The sequence below is a fragment of the Fictibacillus nanhaiensis genome (assembly GCF_036213205.1).
Lineage (GTDB): Bacteria > Bacillota > Bacilli > Bacillales > Fictibacillaceae > Fictibacillus > Fictibacillus nanhaiensis_E.
On the sequence record NZ_JARMFC010000020.1, the window covers coordinates 1 to 13,589 of the forward strand.

A 13,589-nucleotide genomic window follows, 5' to 3' on the forward strand; every position below is an offset into this window, starting at 1 on the left:
TTTGTCTACGTTCTGAGATCCGTTGTTTCTTTAAAGAAACAGCGGATTTTTTTCTTATACCAAATTCTTTTTTATTTTTGTTGTTATCTAAAGGTTTTTTTCGTATACTTTGTTGCTTTTGGAAGTGTTGATCTCCGTTCCAGGCGAAGCCCACCGTTCGCCCTGTGGAAAGCGAGCAACCTGAAGGGGAAGCAACTACTATCAAAAGCAACAATATGAAAACACTCTTTATTTTTGACTTCTTCCTTTTAGGGTAACGATAACAAAAAGGAGGGAAGGAAATGGCTTTTGATTATAATCTTGACTTTGATAATATCGATTTTCGAAAACATCCTGAAAAGTATCGTGTAGGACGTGGTGAGCAGGGAGTATTATTAGTGGAACCTTATAAGAGTGAGATCTTACCGCACTGGCGTTTTAAGACCCCAGAAGAAGCTGAAAAGTCTTCTAAGAAAATATATGAACAGTTTCTAGAATATAAGAAAAACAAAGACTTTGTTGGAGCGGATATGGCGAGGAAGTTTCTTCAGATGGGATATACACGCGCAAGGCGTTACACGAATTATAAAGGTGGCAGGAAATATAATGAGGAAGGTAAAGTAAATAAGAGGAAGATTGATCCGGTTAAAGCAAAGTCAGCGGCGATCTTTGAGGAGAAGTGGAAATTAGCGCGAACAGATAAAGAATATTTGAAGATGAAAAAAGCACATCAAAAAGAATTTGGGTAAGCATCTCCTTGTAGCAAGGAGATGCATTTTTTATTTATCTTCATTATAGCGCTGGTCGTTCTCTATACGGTCACTACCTCAGTTTCAGAAACAAACTCGCCAAAAACTAACTTTTCAAGTGGTGCTACATGTGTGACAAATTCGTCTAGTCGTTCCTTCATCTCTGGATCCTGGTCGAAGTCCTCCATCGTCATGCGTGCATGTTCTTCAGATTGGAAACGAAGAAGGCCAATCCAGAGTTCTTCACCTTCATCAACTTGGAGTTTTTCAGAAATAGAGGAGAAGCCATAATTTTTGGGTGATGTGGATAATTTGAAAATCTGTTCTGTTACACCTCCGTATTCTTGAAATTTTTTGTTCGATCTAGATGATATTTCAAGAAACTTCTCTTTCACTTCAGGTTTTAATTTATAAAAATAGACGAGTAGGTATGCCATCATTTAACCTCCGATTTTTTTAGCCATTTTGATAGAACTATATCGATTACAACGCGGGGGTTGTCCCAGTGCAACAAGTGTGTCGTGTTTGGCACGATATGTAGTTCACCGTTTGCGTTCTTTCTAAACGTTTCAGCGGTCTGTAACCTTATTTCAGACAATCGCTCTGGTACGGTGGCGACAAGTAAAGTGATACCTGATGGAAGAAGGTGATAGATGTCTTCGGTTTCGTCGAGATGCATGCCACGAATGATATGACGGGCAGTTTCACCTTTAGCATGCCAACAAACTTTACCTTCTCTTTCGACACCAAGATCTTGAACTGCGATATCTTTTAACGGTGACCACATCAAATAGTTTTCTTTTTCTGCTAGAAAAAAGTCATTCCAAGAATCAAACACGTACTCATCAAAATCTTTTTCGTAATAATTCATCTCTTCTTCTAAAGAGGAAGACCAGATACGCTTTGTTTGATAGCCGCCATCGATTAAGATCGTATCCAAAATGTGTTCAGGATAACGAACCAAATAGTGAAGAGCTAGAAAACTTCCCCATGAATGGGATAAGAGATAGAAATCGCTTACATTTAACGTATCTAACAAACCATGTAACCATTCAACAAGTCTAGGCATCTCATAATCTATAGGCGTGTCAAAGGGTTCAGATCTCCCGTGTCCCGGAGCATCGAACGCAATGATTCTAAAATTCTTCTGTAATTCCTCAGCTACTTCTAGAAAGCTAAGGCTCGTACTTCCTAATCCGTGTAAGCAAACAATGGTAGGATTGTGAGCTTCACCCCATTCTGTAAGGTGGACTATTTTTTCTTTGTAGGTGATCAAAGACCTTCTCATCACTTTGCCAACTCCTGATAACTCCATAATAATCCCGTTTCATTCACTTAGTGAAGTTTTGTATCTTTCAATAGTATCATATTATTATAAAATCGTTTGAATAGTTTGAAAAGAATTGCGTAAAAAACAAACCATTAAATGGTAATATGATGGTGTGAAGTTATATAAGGGGGAGTGTTAAGTGGATAGCAACCAATATGTAAAGCGAAGTTCGTTACTACTGCTTGTTATATTTCCAGTATTAATGGTCGGTTATTATTTTGCAGTAGATCATGAAAATTTGTTCTTTCTCTATGAATGGGCATTAGTCATTTTGGTATTAGGAGCTGGACTGTTTTCCTTATTTGGTGCAGTGAAAGCAAAAGGGAAAGAGAAGTGGGTTTTATTTTCAATCTTAGCTTTTTCTATACAGTTTGCTTCTTTAGGGTTGTTTTTAGGTCCTTTAACATTTTATCCTATGTTTTTTGTTTATTACGCAGCAACGATACTAGCTATGACTGTTTTTGGAATCACGCTCTCTAAAGTGGATAATTATCGATTCATTTCTGTTATCTTTATAATCATTTCTGTGTTGCTTACTTTATACATGATTCTTTTACAATCATTATGGGGGCAAGATCTAACGTAAAAGAAAGCGGGGAGTTTGATGTTACAGTGTCAAAAGAGAATAACGTTTATTACTTTGATTCTGCTTTTCTTATTATCTGGATGCGCTTCATTCAACTCTTCTAATGAAGTAAAAGTGACTTCTGAAATGAATGAGTTGATCTCGGATTATATCATCCAACATTATGATGGAGTATATCCTGAAACCGATAAACAGTTTGAAGTTCACAAGATCTATGGAGCGAAAGAAACAGGAGGAGTGACATCCGTCTATCTTTATTCGTTGTATTTGGGTTTTAACGAGAAAACGAAAGCGGAGGGTCAGCCTGGCCATTCCGTTCCTGTTGTAGTTAAACTCAGGAGTGAAGACGGCGAGTATGTGGTCTCACATTATAAGGAACCACGGGATGGAGCTGACTTTAAACGCTCATTGTATAAAATCTTTCCGAGAGAATACGCAGGAAAAGCATTAGATGACACGAAAAATTCTGCCGGTCTTCAGGAGGAAATGAAGCAAAAAGCAGAAATGTGGCTAAGAAAATAGCACTATTTATGTTCACAAAACATCCTAAGGAAAAGTGATTCAAATCACACATTCTCTTTTAACATTCTTTTACGATAGAGTTGTAAGAAGAATATAAGGGGGAATTGACATGTTACAGCAAAAAACCATTGAAATTATTAAGTCAACCGTACCTGTTCTGCAAGTACACGGAGAGGCAATCACTTCTCGTTTTTATGAAATGCTGTTTCAGAAGCACCCTGAGCTTTTGAATATCTTTAACCATGCAAACCAGAAAAAAGGGCGTCAGCAAGCTGCATTAGCAAACGCTGTATACGCAGCAGCAGCTAATATTGATAAGCTTGAAACCATTATTCCAGTTGTAAAAGGAATCGCCCATAAACATCGGAGCTTGGGGGTTAAGCCAGAACATTATCCTGTTGTCGGTGAAAACCTGCTTCTTGCTATTAAAGATGTTCTTGGTGATGCTGCAACAGAAGAGATTATCAATGCTTGGGCAGAAGCGTATGGTGTGATTGCAGAAGTCTTTATCGGTATTGAACGTAACATGTATGGTGATGCGGATTGGAAAGGATTTAGACCTTTTGTTGTTACAGATAAAGTAGAAGAAAGTTCAGTAATCACGTCCTTCTATTTAAGGCCACAAGATGAAAAGCCGCTTGCAAAATATAAGCCAGGCCAATACGTGAGTGTCAAAATGGATATCCCAGGTCAGGAAAACACACATATCAGACAATACAGCTTGTCTGACGCTCCAGGAAAAAGCAGCTATCGCATTTCTGTTAAAAAAGAAAGTGGTAGGAATGCAGTGGACGGAATTGTTTCTGTTTATTTGCATGAGAGTGTGGGAGAAGGAGACATCCTTTATTTAAGCGCTCCAGCAGGTGACTTTTATTTAAATACAAACAGTGAAAAGCACGTTGTACTTATTAGTGGTGGTGTGGGGCTAACTCCTATCGTAAGCATGCTGAAAACTGTAGCAAGTGAACAGCCAGAACGAGAGATCACATTTGTTCATGCTGCGATTAACGGCCAAACACACGCGTTAAAGAATGAAGTTAAAGAAATTGCAGAAGCTTCAAATCATATCACTACACATTTTGTGTATGAAAGTCCGTTAGATGAAGATTTAGGCTACACAAAGAGGGGATACATCGATCAGGCTTGGTTGAAGGAGATCTTACCTTTAAAAGAAGATGCAGACTACTATTTCTGTGGCCCGATTCCATTTATGAGAGGGATAAATACAGCTCTTCAGAAGTTGAATGTACCAAAAGAAAACATTCATTTTGAGTTCTTTGGCCCAGCCTCTGATTTCGAAAAGGAAAGTATCAAGGCATAAAGAAGCAAAACACCTTCCTGAACGTGTGAACGAGGAAGGTGTTTTGTTATCTAGAAGAAGGATAGTGAAAGCTTTGTATCATTGATTTCCGTTTAAATAAGAGAAGGACCAACAAGGCTACTAGACTTATTGAAACGATCCAAGCACCTAAATAGATGCCTCCGATGGTGAATGCTCTAGAGATTCTTACAGAAAAAAAGATCCACCCCACAATACCAACTGTACCTATACATAAGTTAAGCATTAAACTGACAAAGAAGTGGGGAAGAACCATACCCGTATGTGATACCGTAAACTTTGCATATTTATAACTGATTGGTAATCCGAGTAGAAGAAACAAGGTATAAAAGATTACGTTAAGGTCTGCTTCACTCAAATGTTTCACTCCTTTTTATTCCTTTATTCATGACGAACGAAAAACATACCAAATTTAAAAAAAACTCGATAAGGTAAGTCTTCGCCTTATCGAGTCATTCTTATTCATTAATGATCAGTCCCTGTCTTCATAATCCTATCAAACTGTTCTTGAGACAATTTCTTAACTTGTACAGGAGCTTTTATCTTCCTTACTTTTCGACTTCGTTTCGTGTAGGCACCTTTTTCAAGATATTGACGTTTCATCGCTTCAACCATAAAGTTCAACGCGAGAATGGTTATGGCAAATCCAGCGAGTGGTGCAAATACGATCCAGCGATCACCACGAATCTGATAGTAGTTGGCACCGATCATACTCGACCATTCGTTGATCATAGCAACAGGCACGGTATTATTTTCTAGTGGATCGAGTGTAATAAAGTCAGTACCACCAATAAAAACTTGTAAAATACCAAGGTGTGCAGCAAGTAAAAGTGTTGCGATTAGCTGCTGACTGTATAGAATACTTAATCGCGGTTTCAAGTAAGGTAATACGTGTTTGCGAAGCTTGTGAATTCTTCCTCCCCCGAGTACGTTAACGGAGGAGATAAATTCATTCTCTAAAAACTTTGACGTTTCATTGGCTACCGTTACCATCACGGTAGGAACCGCGATTACTATGAGAATCAGCAAAGAGAAAATCGTTTGTTGCTCTTTTGGAACTGACCAAGTGAAGATTTGGAGAACAGGATAGATCAGTAAATAAGCGACAATGGTTGCTGGTGCATAATAAAAAGATTCAAAGAGTTTGCTTGATATCCGAAGTACAGATTTTGGTAGCTGACTCAAGAATAATCCTAACAACGTTCCGAAGAATAGACGAGCGAACGCGATTAAGAATGCAAATCCTAATGTATATTTTGCTCCATCGATCACCTTGTGTAGCATGCTGACACCAAAGCGATCAGTACCAAATGGCATTTCTTTATAAGGAGCGAGTGGGGCTGAATCAATAGGTTGTTTTTGTTCATCAAATCTAATTTGCATAACTGGCTGTTTTTCATTAGGTACAAAATGTGAATAGATGATGCTTCCAAAAAACAGGGTAACAATAATTAGAAAACCACTTAAAAATAACGGACTTCTCCATACAGACATCCTACGCCACCTCCTCATCAGTACGTCCTAGCTTATACTCCAAAATATAAGAGGAAAGTGTAAATAATAGATAAAAAGGAACGAACATGAGCAAAACACTAACTGTTATGACGTCCGGTGTTGTAGGTCCGTTATCTAGCATGAAATCAGTGATACCGGGAATTGCCATAATAGTCTCGACCATAAAAAGTGTAGAGATTAGTAACCAGTACACGTTTTTTGAATAATAAAACAGACTTAAAAGCGAATTTCTTAACATATGAATATAAAGGATAAGCGCATATCGTATTCCTTTTGCGCGCGCAAATTCTACATACGTTTTTGAATCTTCATCATCGAGTAAAAACAGTAATGTTCTTATTAAGAAAAGAGTAGGCAAGATGCTCAAACAAAAAATCGGTAAAAAATAGCTAGGATTTTGATCGCTATGTACGATCGGGAATAAAAGATTTCCCGTATTTCTAACATACAAAATCATACTATATTGAATGATAACAACTATAAAAATATCAGGTAAAGACTCTAGTGAAAAAAACAAGAAGCGAATTCCTTTTTGAATACGATCAGGCAAGATCTTGATGATAAGAGCTAGGAAGATAGATGATACGATAGCTAGAAGAAATGCTGCTAACACTAGTTTTATAGAATAAGAATAAGGTTTCAAAATAGTCGGGAATAGTAACTTTTCTTGTTGATATTCATAAAAAGTTACGTTTGAAAACGTTACGAGATTTATGAATAAATCCCATATCTTATCAAAATAAGGTTTGAAAAATAATCCTAAATCCTGGTTTAAAAAAAGTGCATTATCAAGTGCGCCAGAGTCTAGCAAACGAGCTACAGCTTCAATACCTTGAACATTGCTGAAGAAAAGGAAAGGAAGCGCACCAATGAAAAAAACACCGGCGATCGGCATCAAAAAATAAATAATGCGCCGAAGGACAAGTAAATACATAAAATTTTCCCCCTAAATCTCTCTATCTATATTTTATCTAATATAGTTAACTATAATCATTCGACACCATCCATTATTTTCCTTTATGGAAATAAAAAAAAAGCTCCCACTGGGGGAACGTTATTTTAGTATGCTTAAAAATGTTTTCCATGGACCAACGTCCAAATCATAACGCTTAGCCAGAACCCTAGTAATCTGGTTGATGTGTGTAAGATCATGAACGGCCCAGGTTGAGAGTAATTGTTGTAGGGTAATAGAGCCAAACTCAGGGTGTAGTCCCGTTTTGTTTAAATCGAAGGAACTAATATTAAAAGTCCCTAATTGGTATAAGCTTTGTTGGCGGCACTGCAAAAATTCACGCAGCAGTTCTTCAATACCTGTTTCTTTTCCTAAGTGAGAGAATCGATCATAGTGTGGAAGGGACTCATTCTCATGGCTTGAAAGTATGCTGTAAATACGTGGTATCCAATTACTCTTTTCGCATTCGATCAAGTGAGCGACAACTTCAACAGAATTCCACGAATCCCCACCCTCATTACTATTCAACCATTCATAAGAGAGTCCAGATAATAAGTGTGTCAAAACGGTAGGCGTACGTTCTAGAATTTCGATAGCTTCATTTTGTTTAAAGTTCATGTTTTTAATTCTCCGTTTTTAAGCGAGATAAAGTTATCCAGTCTTTTTATAGGATATCGTTGTCCACTTCAAGTGCATGGTTTGCATTCGTAGGAATCATACATTCTATCGATGGATTAAGTATGATGTTATTCATCTTTACTACGTCATAAAAGGGATCTTTATCACCGATTACGCAAAGACCGTCTTGTTTACACGCTCTTAACGTTTGATAAACAGATAGATCGATTAGACGAGGTGTTAGCCAAACCGCTTTCGTGTTTTCGATAGGTAATATATCTAAAGCAGTAGGAATGGCCATAGTGCCAAAGGATTTTCCTAACACGTAATAAGATTTATAGATTGTGTGATTTACCACTTCATTTAACACTGTGGATACATCATTAATAAGTGCAGAGGTGATTTCTTCAAAGCTGAAATTTTCGTAATCTATTGAATAATAAGGATAGTTTACATGCAATACATCATATTCTTTGTTTAAAAAAGCTCCTGAAGAAAAATGAAACAGTGGCGATTTAACGGTATAACCTATACCAGGAAGCATGATAGCTAACCCTTTTGGATTTTCTGCACTACTTTGTATAACATAAGGAATTTTCATCCGGTTGTAGCCTAGTACTGATCGAGATTTTTCTTGCATACTCTAACCCCACTTTTATTGGATGGTATCGTACAATTCAATTTCTAATTGATCTACATCATTAAAATTATTGAAAATCTCGATGTGCCAATTACTAATAAGTCTAACGTGTCCATTCTTTTGAATCCACTTGTGCAATATTTCATAGCTGTTTTTAATTTCATCGTTTCTTTCTATATGTTTTGTTACTGCATATTTTTGAGGTGGTATGGTTAAGTTCACCATGCCGCCTGGAATATTTCATGTTTTTCTACTTCAACACAAACCCAGTATCCATCTTCTTGTTTTGTATGTGCATCAACAAGAAACGCACCTATTTGCTTTGAAGGATTCACAACATGCTGAATGGACTGTAATTATGATTTCAGTGCAACTGAAGCTTTAGGGATTTCGTGAATGTATTGATCTCCCTCACATAGAACCCTTATTCCAACTAACTTTATTTCATTCCGTTCTATTATTACTGGTGTTTCAAGAAGCGTTTTCTTATGCATAGCAAAAACTCCTTATTTGATTAATCACTACTTCTTCTCGCAAAAGAAATAATTATCCTTTATTTTCCTAATAAAGCTAATTAATTTCCTGTTATTATCAGTTTTCCCCTACCTTTATACTGTTTGTTATGAAAGCGCATACAACCTTTGACGCAAAAGGCAGGATGCTCCTTATTAATTTCGTTTAAACGTGTTAAACTATTGGTGAAACGTTTCGATTCACCATTTCTAAGTACGAGAGGAGCAATGAATCCATGAAAACAAGTAAAATCATAAGCTTTGTATTGATGTTCAGTTTGATTGCAAATGTATTTGTAACAACCTCTGCATCCGCAACTGATAGAGGAAAAGATAATGCTTTTCAAATGGAATTGAAAGCTATCGCTAAAAAGACTTATAAGTTTTATCAAGATCATACCGATCCAAAAACAGGTTTAACTTATGATGAAACTCGATATACAGCAGAAGGCAAAAAAGACGCAACACACACATCTCCTACAAACATTGGAATGTATATGATGAGTACGATTTCCGCTCAAGAATTAGGTATCATCTCTAAAAAGGAAGCGGTAAAACGCATACAAGTAACATTAAATACACTTGAAGGTTTAGAAAAGTGGAATGGCTTATACTACAACTGGTATAACACAAAAGATGGTTCCGTTAAAAAGGATTGGGGACAATTCATCTCTCAAGTGGATAATGGCTGGCTTTCTGCAGGATTAATTGTAGTTGGACAAGCTTATGATGAGCTTAATCCACAAACGAGTAAGCTCGTTGAAAACATGAATTATACGACTCTATATGATCCAGAAGTAGGACAATTCCGAGGTGGATACGATGTTGCACAAGGAAAGCTTACGGATCATCATTATGGGTTGTTTAATACAGAACCACGTGTAGCAAGTTATATCTCAATTGGTAAAGGCGATGTGCCAAGTGAGCACTGGTGGAAAATGTACCGTACGATGCCAAAAGAATGGGACTGGCAAGCTCAGATTCCAGAAGGTGAAACTCATGAATATGATGGCGTTTCTGTTTTCGAAGGTCATTATGAATATAAAGGTGTAAAATTCGTTCCAAGCTGGGGCGGAAGCATGTTCGAAAGCCTTATGCCTGGTATCGTCTTGAATGAGGTAGAACTTGGAAAGAATGCGCTTGGGCTGAACAACAAGCGTCATGTTGAATTACAGCAAGCTTTTGCAGAAGAAAAAGGATATAAAGCATGGGGCTTCTCTCCATCTGCAACACCAGCTGGTTACAGTGAGTTCGCAGCAACACCACTCGGAACTTCAGGATACAAAGATGGTGCGACCGTAACGGCTCATGCATCATTTCTAGCGTTAGATTATGATCCAAAAGCTGTTCGAAAAAACATTAAAGCATTGAAAGAGCTCAATACGTATAGCAAGTACGGATTCTATGATTCTGTAAACGTGGAAACAGGCGAGATCGCCAAAGCATATCTCGCGCTAGATCAAGGAATGATTATGGTATCGATCGCTAACTATCTAAAAGATGGTGTTATTCGCGATTACTTCCACCAAGATCCAATAGGTAAGAAACCAGAGGGTCTGTTGAAAAAAGAAAAGTTTTCAATTCAATAATTGTATGTAGCACCTGATTCCATGTGGATGAGGGTGTTTTTTATTGGATCTAGGTAGTTTTGTTGCTTTCGGATGGAGTTGAGGGAGTTAGAGGTGGTGACCAGGAATTCATAGGTGATAAGTATGAATTTATCAGTGAAACGGTGATGTATATCGGTGAAAAGAAACCATTTAGCGGCGAATGTGTAATAAAAATAAAAACACGTACCGTAAACGATAGATAGAAGGGTCTAGTATTTTTGTGTGGAACTCTATCTATGACAGTTGTGCATGTTATTTACCTAGCTGCAATAATTCATAGTGGAGTAAAAACATCAGTGCTACCTATATACCTATGATGAATTCTGAAAATAACGTTTTGTCAATAACCTAAGGAGTTGAAAGTTCATGAAGAAAACTTCATTAGATTCAGCAGTAAAAGAAAGTGGTACTTATACTTTTAATGAATTTCTTCAAAAGCGCGAAAACATCGATTGGTACTGCGAAAATCCTTTTTTGCAGAAGGCGGTAAAGAAATTTGTTGAAAGAGACTTTGACAAAATACATAATGCCGTCTTATCTTTTTCTCCCGTCGTTTCTTTAAAATGGAATAGGTTAGCTGAGCACAATGCACGGCCAGAAGTCCGACCTTACCTGCTTCATTACGACGCGTTTAATAACCGCATTGATCGAATCGTTCGACCTCATGAATTATATCTCCTTGAGAAAGAAGTATTTGGGGAGGGACTCTTTTCAGAAAACATGCATACATGGGAAAGCTTTGTGAAGAGGATGTTAATTCATCAGCTAGGAGAGGCTGGGATTGCTTGTCCGTTAACATGTACGATTGGTTTAATTGCCTTACTCGAGGAATACCCTGACTCGAAATATCCTGAACTTCAGAAAATCTTACAACATACAAAAGAAGGGCTTGATGGAGATTTTGCGATTGGCGCTCAATTTATGTCAGAGATCCAAGGCGGATCGGATCTGCCAGCGAATGTTTTAGAAGCTGTTCCTGACGGCCAACATTATCGTCTGTACGGCAATAAGTTCTTCTGTTCTGTAGCGCATGCAGATTACTCAGTCGTTACGGCAAAAATCATGGGGTCTGATAAAATCTCAACGTTTATTGTTCCTTCATGGTTGCCTGGCGATAAGCAGAAAGAAAAGAGAAATGGCTACGAGATCAACCGCATCAAATGGAAGATGGGTACAGCCGAACTTCCAACAGGTGAAATTCAGTACAATGGTGCACTCGCCTATCCTATAGGTCCGGCTGGAAAGGGTATTGCTGTCGCCGCAGGAATTGTGCTTACACTATCTCGACTTGAAATTGGCATCGCTTGTGCTGGTTTTATGCTACGGGCGTCTAGAGAGGCAAAACTTTATGGAGACTTCCGAACTGTTTTTGGAAAGAAGGTAAAGGATTATCCACTATCCGCAAGAACACTATTAAAGATTGAGGAATCTGCGGAAAGAACGACTGCAGGTGCATTTAAGATATATGATCTTTTTATGAAACTTGATAAGCCGTTGAACCCCGGGATACCTAAGGATCAACAATTAGAACTCAGAAAAGAGTTATTTAATCTAAGAGAGCTTATCCTTCTACAAAAAATCTGTGCAACGAATGAGGGGGCAGAGGTACTAAGAGATGCCATTTCTATTTTTGGTGGTCATGGAGTGATGGAGGAGTTCTCATCATTGCCTCGTATTTTCCGTGATGTTGTCGTCAACGAGCAATGGGAAGGACCTCGAAATTTATTGTTAACGCAAATTTATCGTGATTTAGAAAGGGTTTTAGAATGGTATCCGGCTTCTGAATTTGTGAAAAGTGTTTTGCAAGGTGCTTCTGATAAAATCATACAACGATTTTCAGAACAGCTTACAGAACTCATGGAAAAGCCTGTCTGTGGGGAAATTAGTGAGCTATCTATTCAATCGGCGGATGAATGGGACACGTTTTGTGATGAATTTTTCAAAGCTTATCAGTCAGTAGCAAGGGAAGAAGTGTTGCAAGGTGCATATTAATAACTTTTTTGTTTTATAGGCCGTAGTTTTAGATTTATAGTCCTTCAAGAAATTTTATAGGCCGTTAAAAATATTTATAGTCCCTCAAATTAATTTATAGGCTTTTCGACAAATATTCATTTAATTCAATCATTGTAGAGGAGGTATTATGACGAAAACATCGGAGAAAAGACTAAACACTTTTTTACTATTAACGGTGAGCCTATTCTTGTACTCTATCCTTTCAAAAGTTTATTATTTCGACAGCATGATGAATGATATTGTTTATGCTTCAGGTCTTTTCTTAGCTATTCTCATCCATCTCTATTATAGAAAGAAAACCAGGCTAGAAAAAGTAGACACTTAAAAAATAAGAACCTTCGATTACAAATTCGAATCGAGGGTTCTTAAACGTTAGTCCTATTTCATTCCTGAAATCGTATAGCCTTCAATAATGTGTTTTTGGAAGATGATGAAAATGATGACGATCGGAACAACCATGAACGTTGATCCTGCCATCTGCAACGCGAAGTTTCCTCCGTATTGCCCTTTTAGAAGGCTTAACCCAACAGACAACGTGTACAAGCTTTCGTCATTCGCGATGATTAACGGCCATAAGAAGCTGTTCCAACCCGCGATAAACGTTAAAATTCCTTGAACGGCCATGATCGGTTTAGATATAGGTAGAACGAGTTGCATAAATACACGGAACTCACTCGCCCCATCTAGACGAGCAGCCTCAAGCAGTTCGTCTGGGATCGTCGACATGAACTGGCGGAATAAGAAGATGCTGAATGCACCAACTAATCCTGGTAGAACGACACCCGCCATCGTGTTCGTCAAGCCCATCTGGTTTAAGATTAAATAAACAGGGATCATCGTTACTTGCCCTGGAATCATCATTGTTGCTAGGACAAGATAGAAAAGCTTTTCTCTTCCTTTAAACTTGTACTTCGCAAACGCGTATCCAGCCATCGCATTAAAGAAAAGTCCGACGAAAGAACAGAGGACGATGATGATCGTATTTCGCAAATAAACACCAAAGTTCATGTTCTCAAACAGGTAAACGAAATTCTCCGTTGTAAAGGTTTCAGGCCACAGAGTCGGTGTGAGCTGAAGGACTTCACTTTCAGGTTTGAAGGCAGAAAGGATCATCCAAATAAAAGGGATGGCTACTAAAAGTCCGCCAAGCGTTAAGACGATTCCTGCGATCCATTGCTGCATTTTATATGCCTTTTTTGCATCAGATACTTTTGATTTCATGTT

General features: G+C 37.9%; 18 protein-coding genes. 7 read left to right on the forward strand and 11 right to left on the reverse strand.

Annotation, left to right across the window (positions count from 1 at the left end):
- On the reverse strand, positions 1-214 hold a 214-nt coding region (locus P4V41_RS17180; protein WP_328086397.1), incomplete at its 3' end, for a hypothetical protein.
- Between the two features lie 67 nt (positions 215-281).
- On the opposite strand from P4V41_RS17180, the gene P4V41_RS17185 reads away from it, so the two are divergent.
- Positions 282-728 (forward strand): DUF4385 domain-containing protein, encoded by a 447-nt coding sequence (locus P4V41_RS17185; protein WP_328086398.1) that lies wholly within the window; start codon positions 282-284, stop codon positions 726-728.
- Positions 729-790: 62 nt separating this feature from the next.
- On the opposite strand, the gene P4V41_RS17190 is transcribed toward P4V41_RS17185, so the two are convergent.
- Both P4V41_RS17190 and P4V41_RS17195 read right to left on the reverse strand, forming a co-directional pair.
- Complete coding sequence (locus P4V41_RS17190; RefSeq protein ID WP_328086399.1) at positions 791-1,168, reverse strand: DUF1428 family protein; 378 nt, start codon at positions 1,166-1,168, stop codon at positions 791-793.
- A complete protein-coding gene (locus tag P4V41_RS17195; protein WP_328086595.1) occupies positions 1,165-2,016 on the reverse strand; it encodes an alpha/beta hydrolase in 852 nt (283 codons plus the stop codon). Before P4V41_RS17195 ends, P4V41_RS17190 begins: the two co-directional genes overlap by 4 nt.
- Before the next feature lie 181 nt (positions 2,017-2,197).
- Here P4V41_RS17195 and P4V41_RS17200 point away from each other — a divergent pair, with 181 nt between their 5' ends.
- From P4V41_RS17200 to hmpA, 3 genes are all read left to right on the forward strand, one after another.
- Positions 2,198-2,644, forward strand: a complete 447-nt coding sequence (locus P4V41_RS17200) for a hypothetical protein (protein WP_328086400.1) — start codon at positions 2,198-2,200, stop codon at positions 2,642-2,644.
- 18 nt (positions 2,645-2,662) lie between these two features.
- Positions 2,663-3,166, forward strand: coding sequence for a hypothetical protein (locus tag P4V41_RS17205; RefSeq protein ID WP_328086401.1), 504 nt, complete (start codon positions 2,663-2,665; stop codon positions 3,164-3,166).
- Positions 3,167-3,275: 109 nt separating this feature from the next.
- A complete protein-coding gene (gene hmpA, locus P4V41_RS17210; RefSeq protein WP_328086402.1) occupies positions 3,276-4,487 on the forward strand; it encodes an NO-inducible flavohemoprotein in 1,212 nt (403 codons plus the stop codon).
- Between the two features lie 46 nt (positions 4,488-4,533).
- Here the strand turns inward: hmpA and P4V41_RS17215 are convergent, their stop codons facing one another.
- The 7 genes from P4V41_RS17215 to P4V41_RS17245 all read right to left on the reverse strand — a co-directional run bounded on the left by P4V41_RS17215 (position 4,534) and on the right by P4V41_RS17245 (position 8,724).
- Entirely contained in the window at positions 4,534-4,863 is a 330-nt protein-coding gene (locus P4V41_RS17215) for a hypothetical protein (RefSeq protein WP_328086404.1), read from the reverse strand.
- Between the two features lie 107 nt (positions 4,864-4,970).
- Positions 4,971-5,999, reverse strand: a complete 1,029-nt coding sequence (locus P4V41_RS17220) for a hypothetical protein (protein ID WP_328086405.1) — start codon at positions 5,997-5,999, stop codon at positions 4,971-4,973.
- Position 6,000: 1 nt separating this feature from the next.
- Entirely contained in the window at positions 6,001-6,954 is a 954-nt protein-coding gene (locus tag P4V41_RS17225; RefSeq protein WP_328086406.1) for an ABC transporter permease subunit, read from the reverse strand.
- 120 nt (positions 6,955-7,074) lie between these two features.
- The gene (locus P4V41_RS17230; protein ID WP_328086407.1) at positions 7,075-7,590 is read right to left on the reverse strand and encodes a DinB family protein; all 516 of its coding nucleotides are present in this window, start codon (positions 7,588-7,590) and stop codon (positions 7,075-7,077) included.
- A 46-nt stretch (positions 7,591-7,636) separates the two neighbouring features.
- Complete coding sequence (locus P4V41_RS17235; RefSeq protein WP_328086408.1) at positions 7,637-8,230, reverse strand: alpha/beta hydrolase; 594 nt, start codon at positions 8,228-8,230, stop codon at positions 7,637-7,639.
- A gap of 15 nt (positions 8,231-8,245) precedes the next feature.
- The gene (locus P4V41_RS17240; RefSeq protein WP_328086409.1) at positions 8,246-8,455 is read right to left on the reverse strand and encodes an effector binding domain-containing protein; all 210 of its coding nucleotides are present in this window, start codon (positions 8,453-8,455) and stop codon (positions 8,246-8,248) included.
- Positions 8,456-8,586: 131 nt separating this feature from the next.
- On the reverse strand, positions 8,587-8,724 hold the full coding sequence (locus P4V41_RS17245; protein ID WP_328086410.1) for a hypothetical protein: 138 nt from the start codon (positions 8,722-8,724) through the stop codon (positions 8,587-8,589).
- Between the two features lie 254 nt (positions 8,725-8,978).
- Here P4V41_RS17245 and P4V41_RS17250 point away from each other — a divergent pair, with 254 nt between their 5' ends.
- From P4V41_RS17250 to P4V41_RS17260, 3 genes are all read left to right on the forward strand, one after another.
- The gene (locus P4V41_RS17250; protein ID WP_328086412.1) at positions 8,979-10,331 is read left to right on the forward strand and encodes a glucoamylase family protein; all 1,353 of its coding nucleotides are present in this window, start codon (positions 8,979-8,981) and stop codon (positions 10,329-10,331) included.
- A 387-nt stretch (positions 10,332-10,718) separates the two neighbouring features.
- The gene (locus P4V41_RS17255) at positions 10,719-12,344 is read left to right on the forward strand and encodes an acyl-CoA dehydrogenase family protein (RefSeq protein ID WP_328086413.1); all 1,626 of its coding nucleotides are present in this window, start codon (positions 10,719-10,721) and stop codon (positions 12,342-12,344) included.
- A gap of 148 nt (positions 12,345-12,492) precedes the next feature.
- Positions 12,493-12,690, forward strand: coding sequence for a hypothetical protein (locus P4V41_RS17260; RefSeq protein ID WP_328086414.1), 198 nt, complete (start codon positions 12,493-12,495; stop codon positions 12,688-12,690).
- Positions 12,691-12,743: 53 nt separating this feature from the next.
- Here P4V41_RS17260 and P4V41_RS17265 read toward each other — a convergent pair whose 3' ends face one another.
- A complete protein-coding gene (locus P4V41_RS17265; RefSeq protein ID WP_137790287.1) occupies positions 12,744-13,586 on the reverse strand; it encodes a carbohydrate ABC transporter permease in 843 nt (280 codons plus the stop codon).
- Positions 13,587-13,589: the final 3 nt, after the last annotated feature.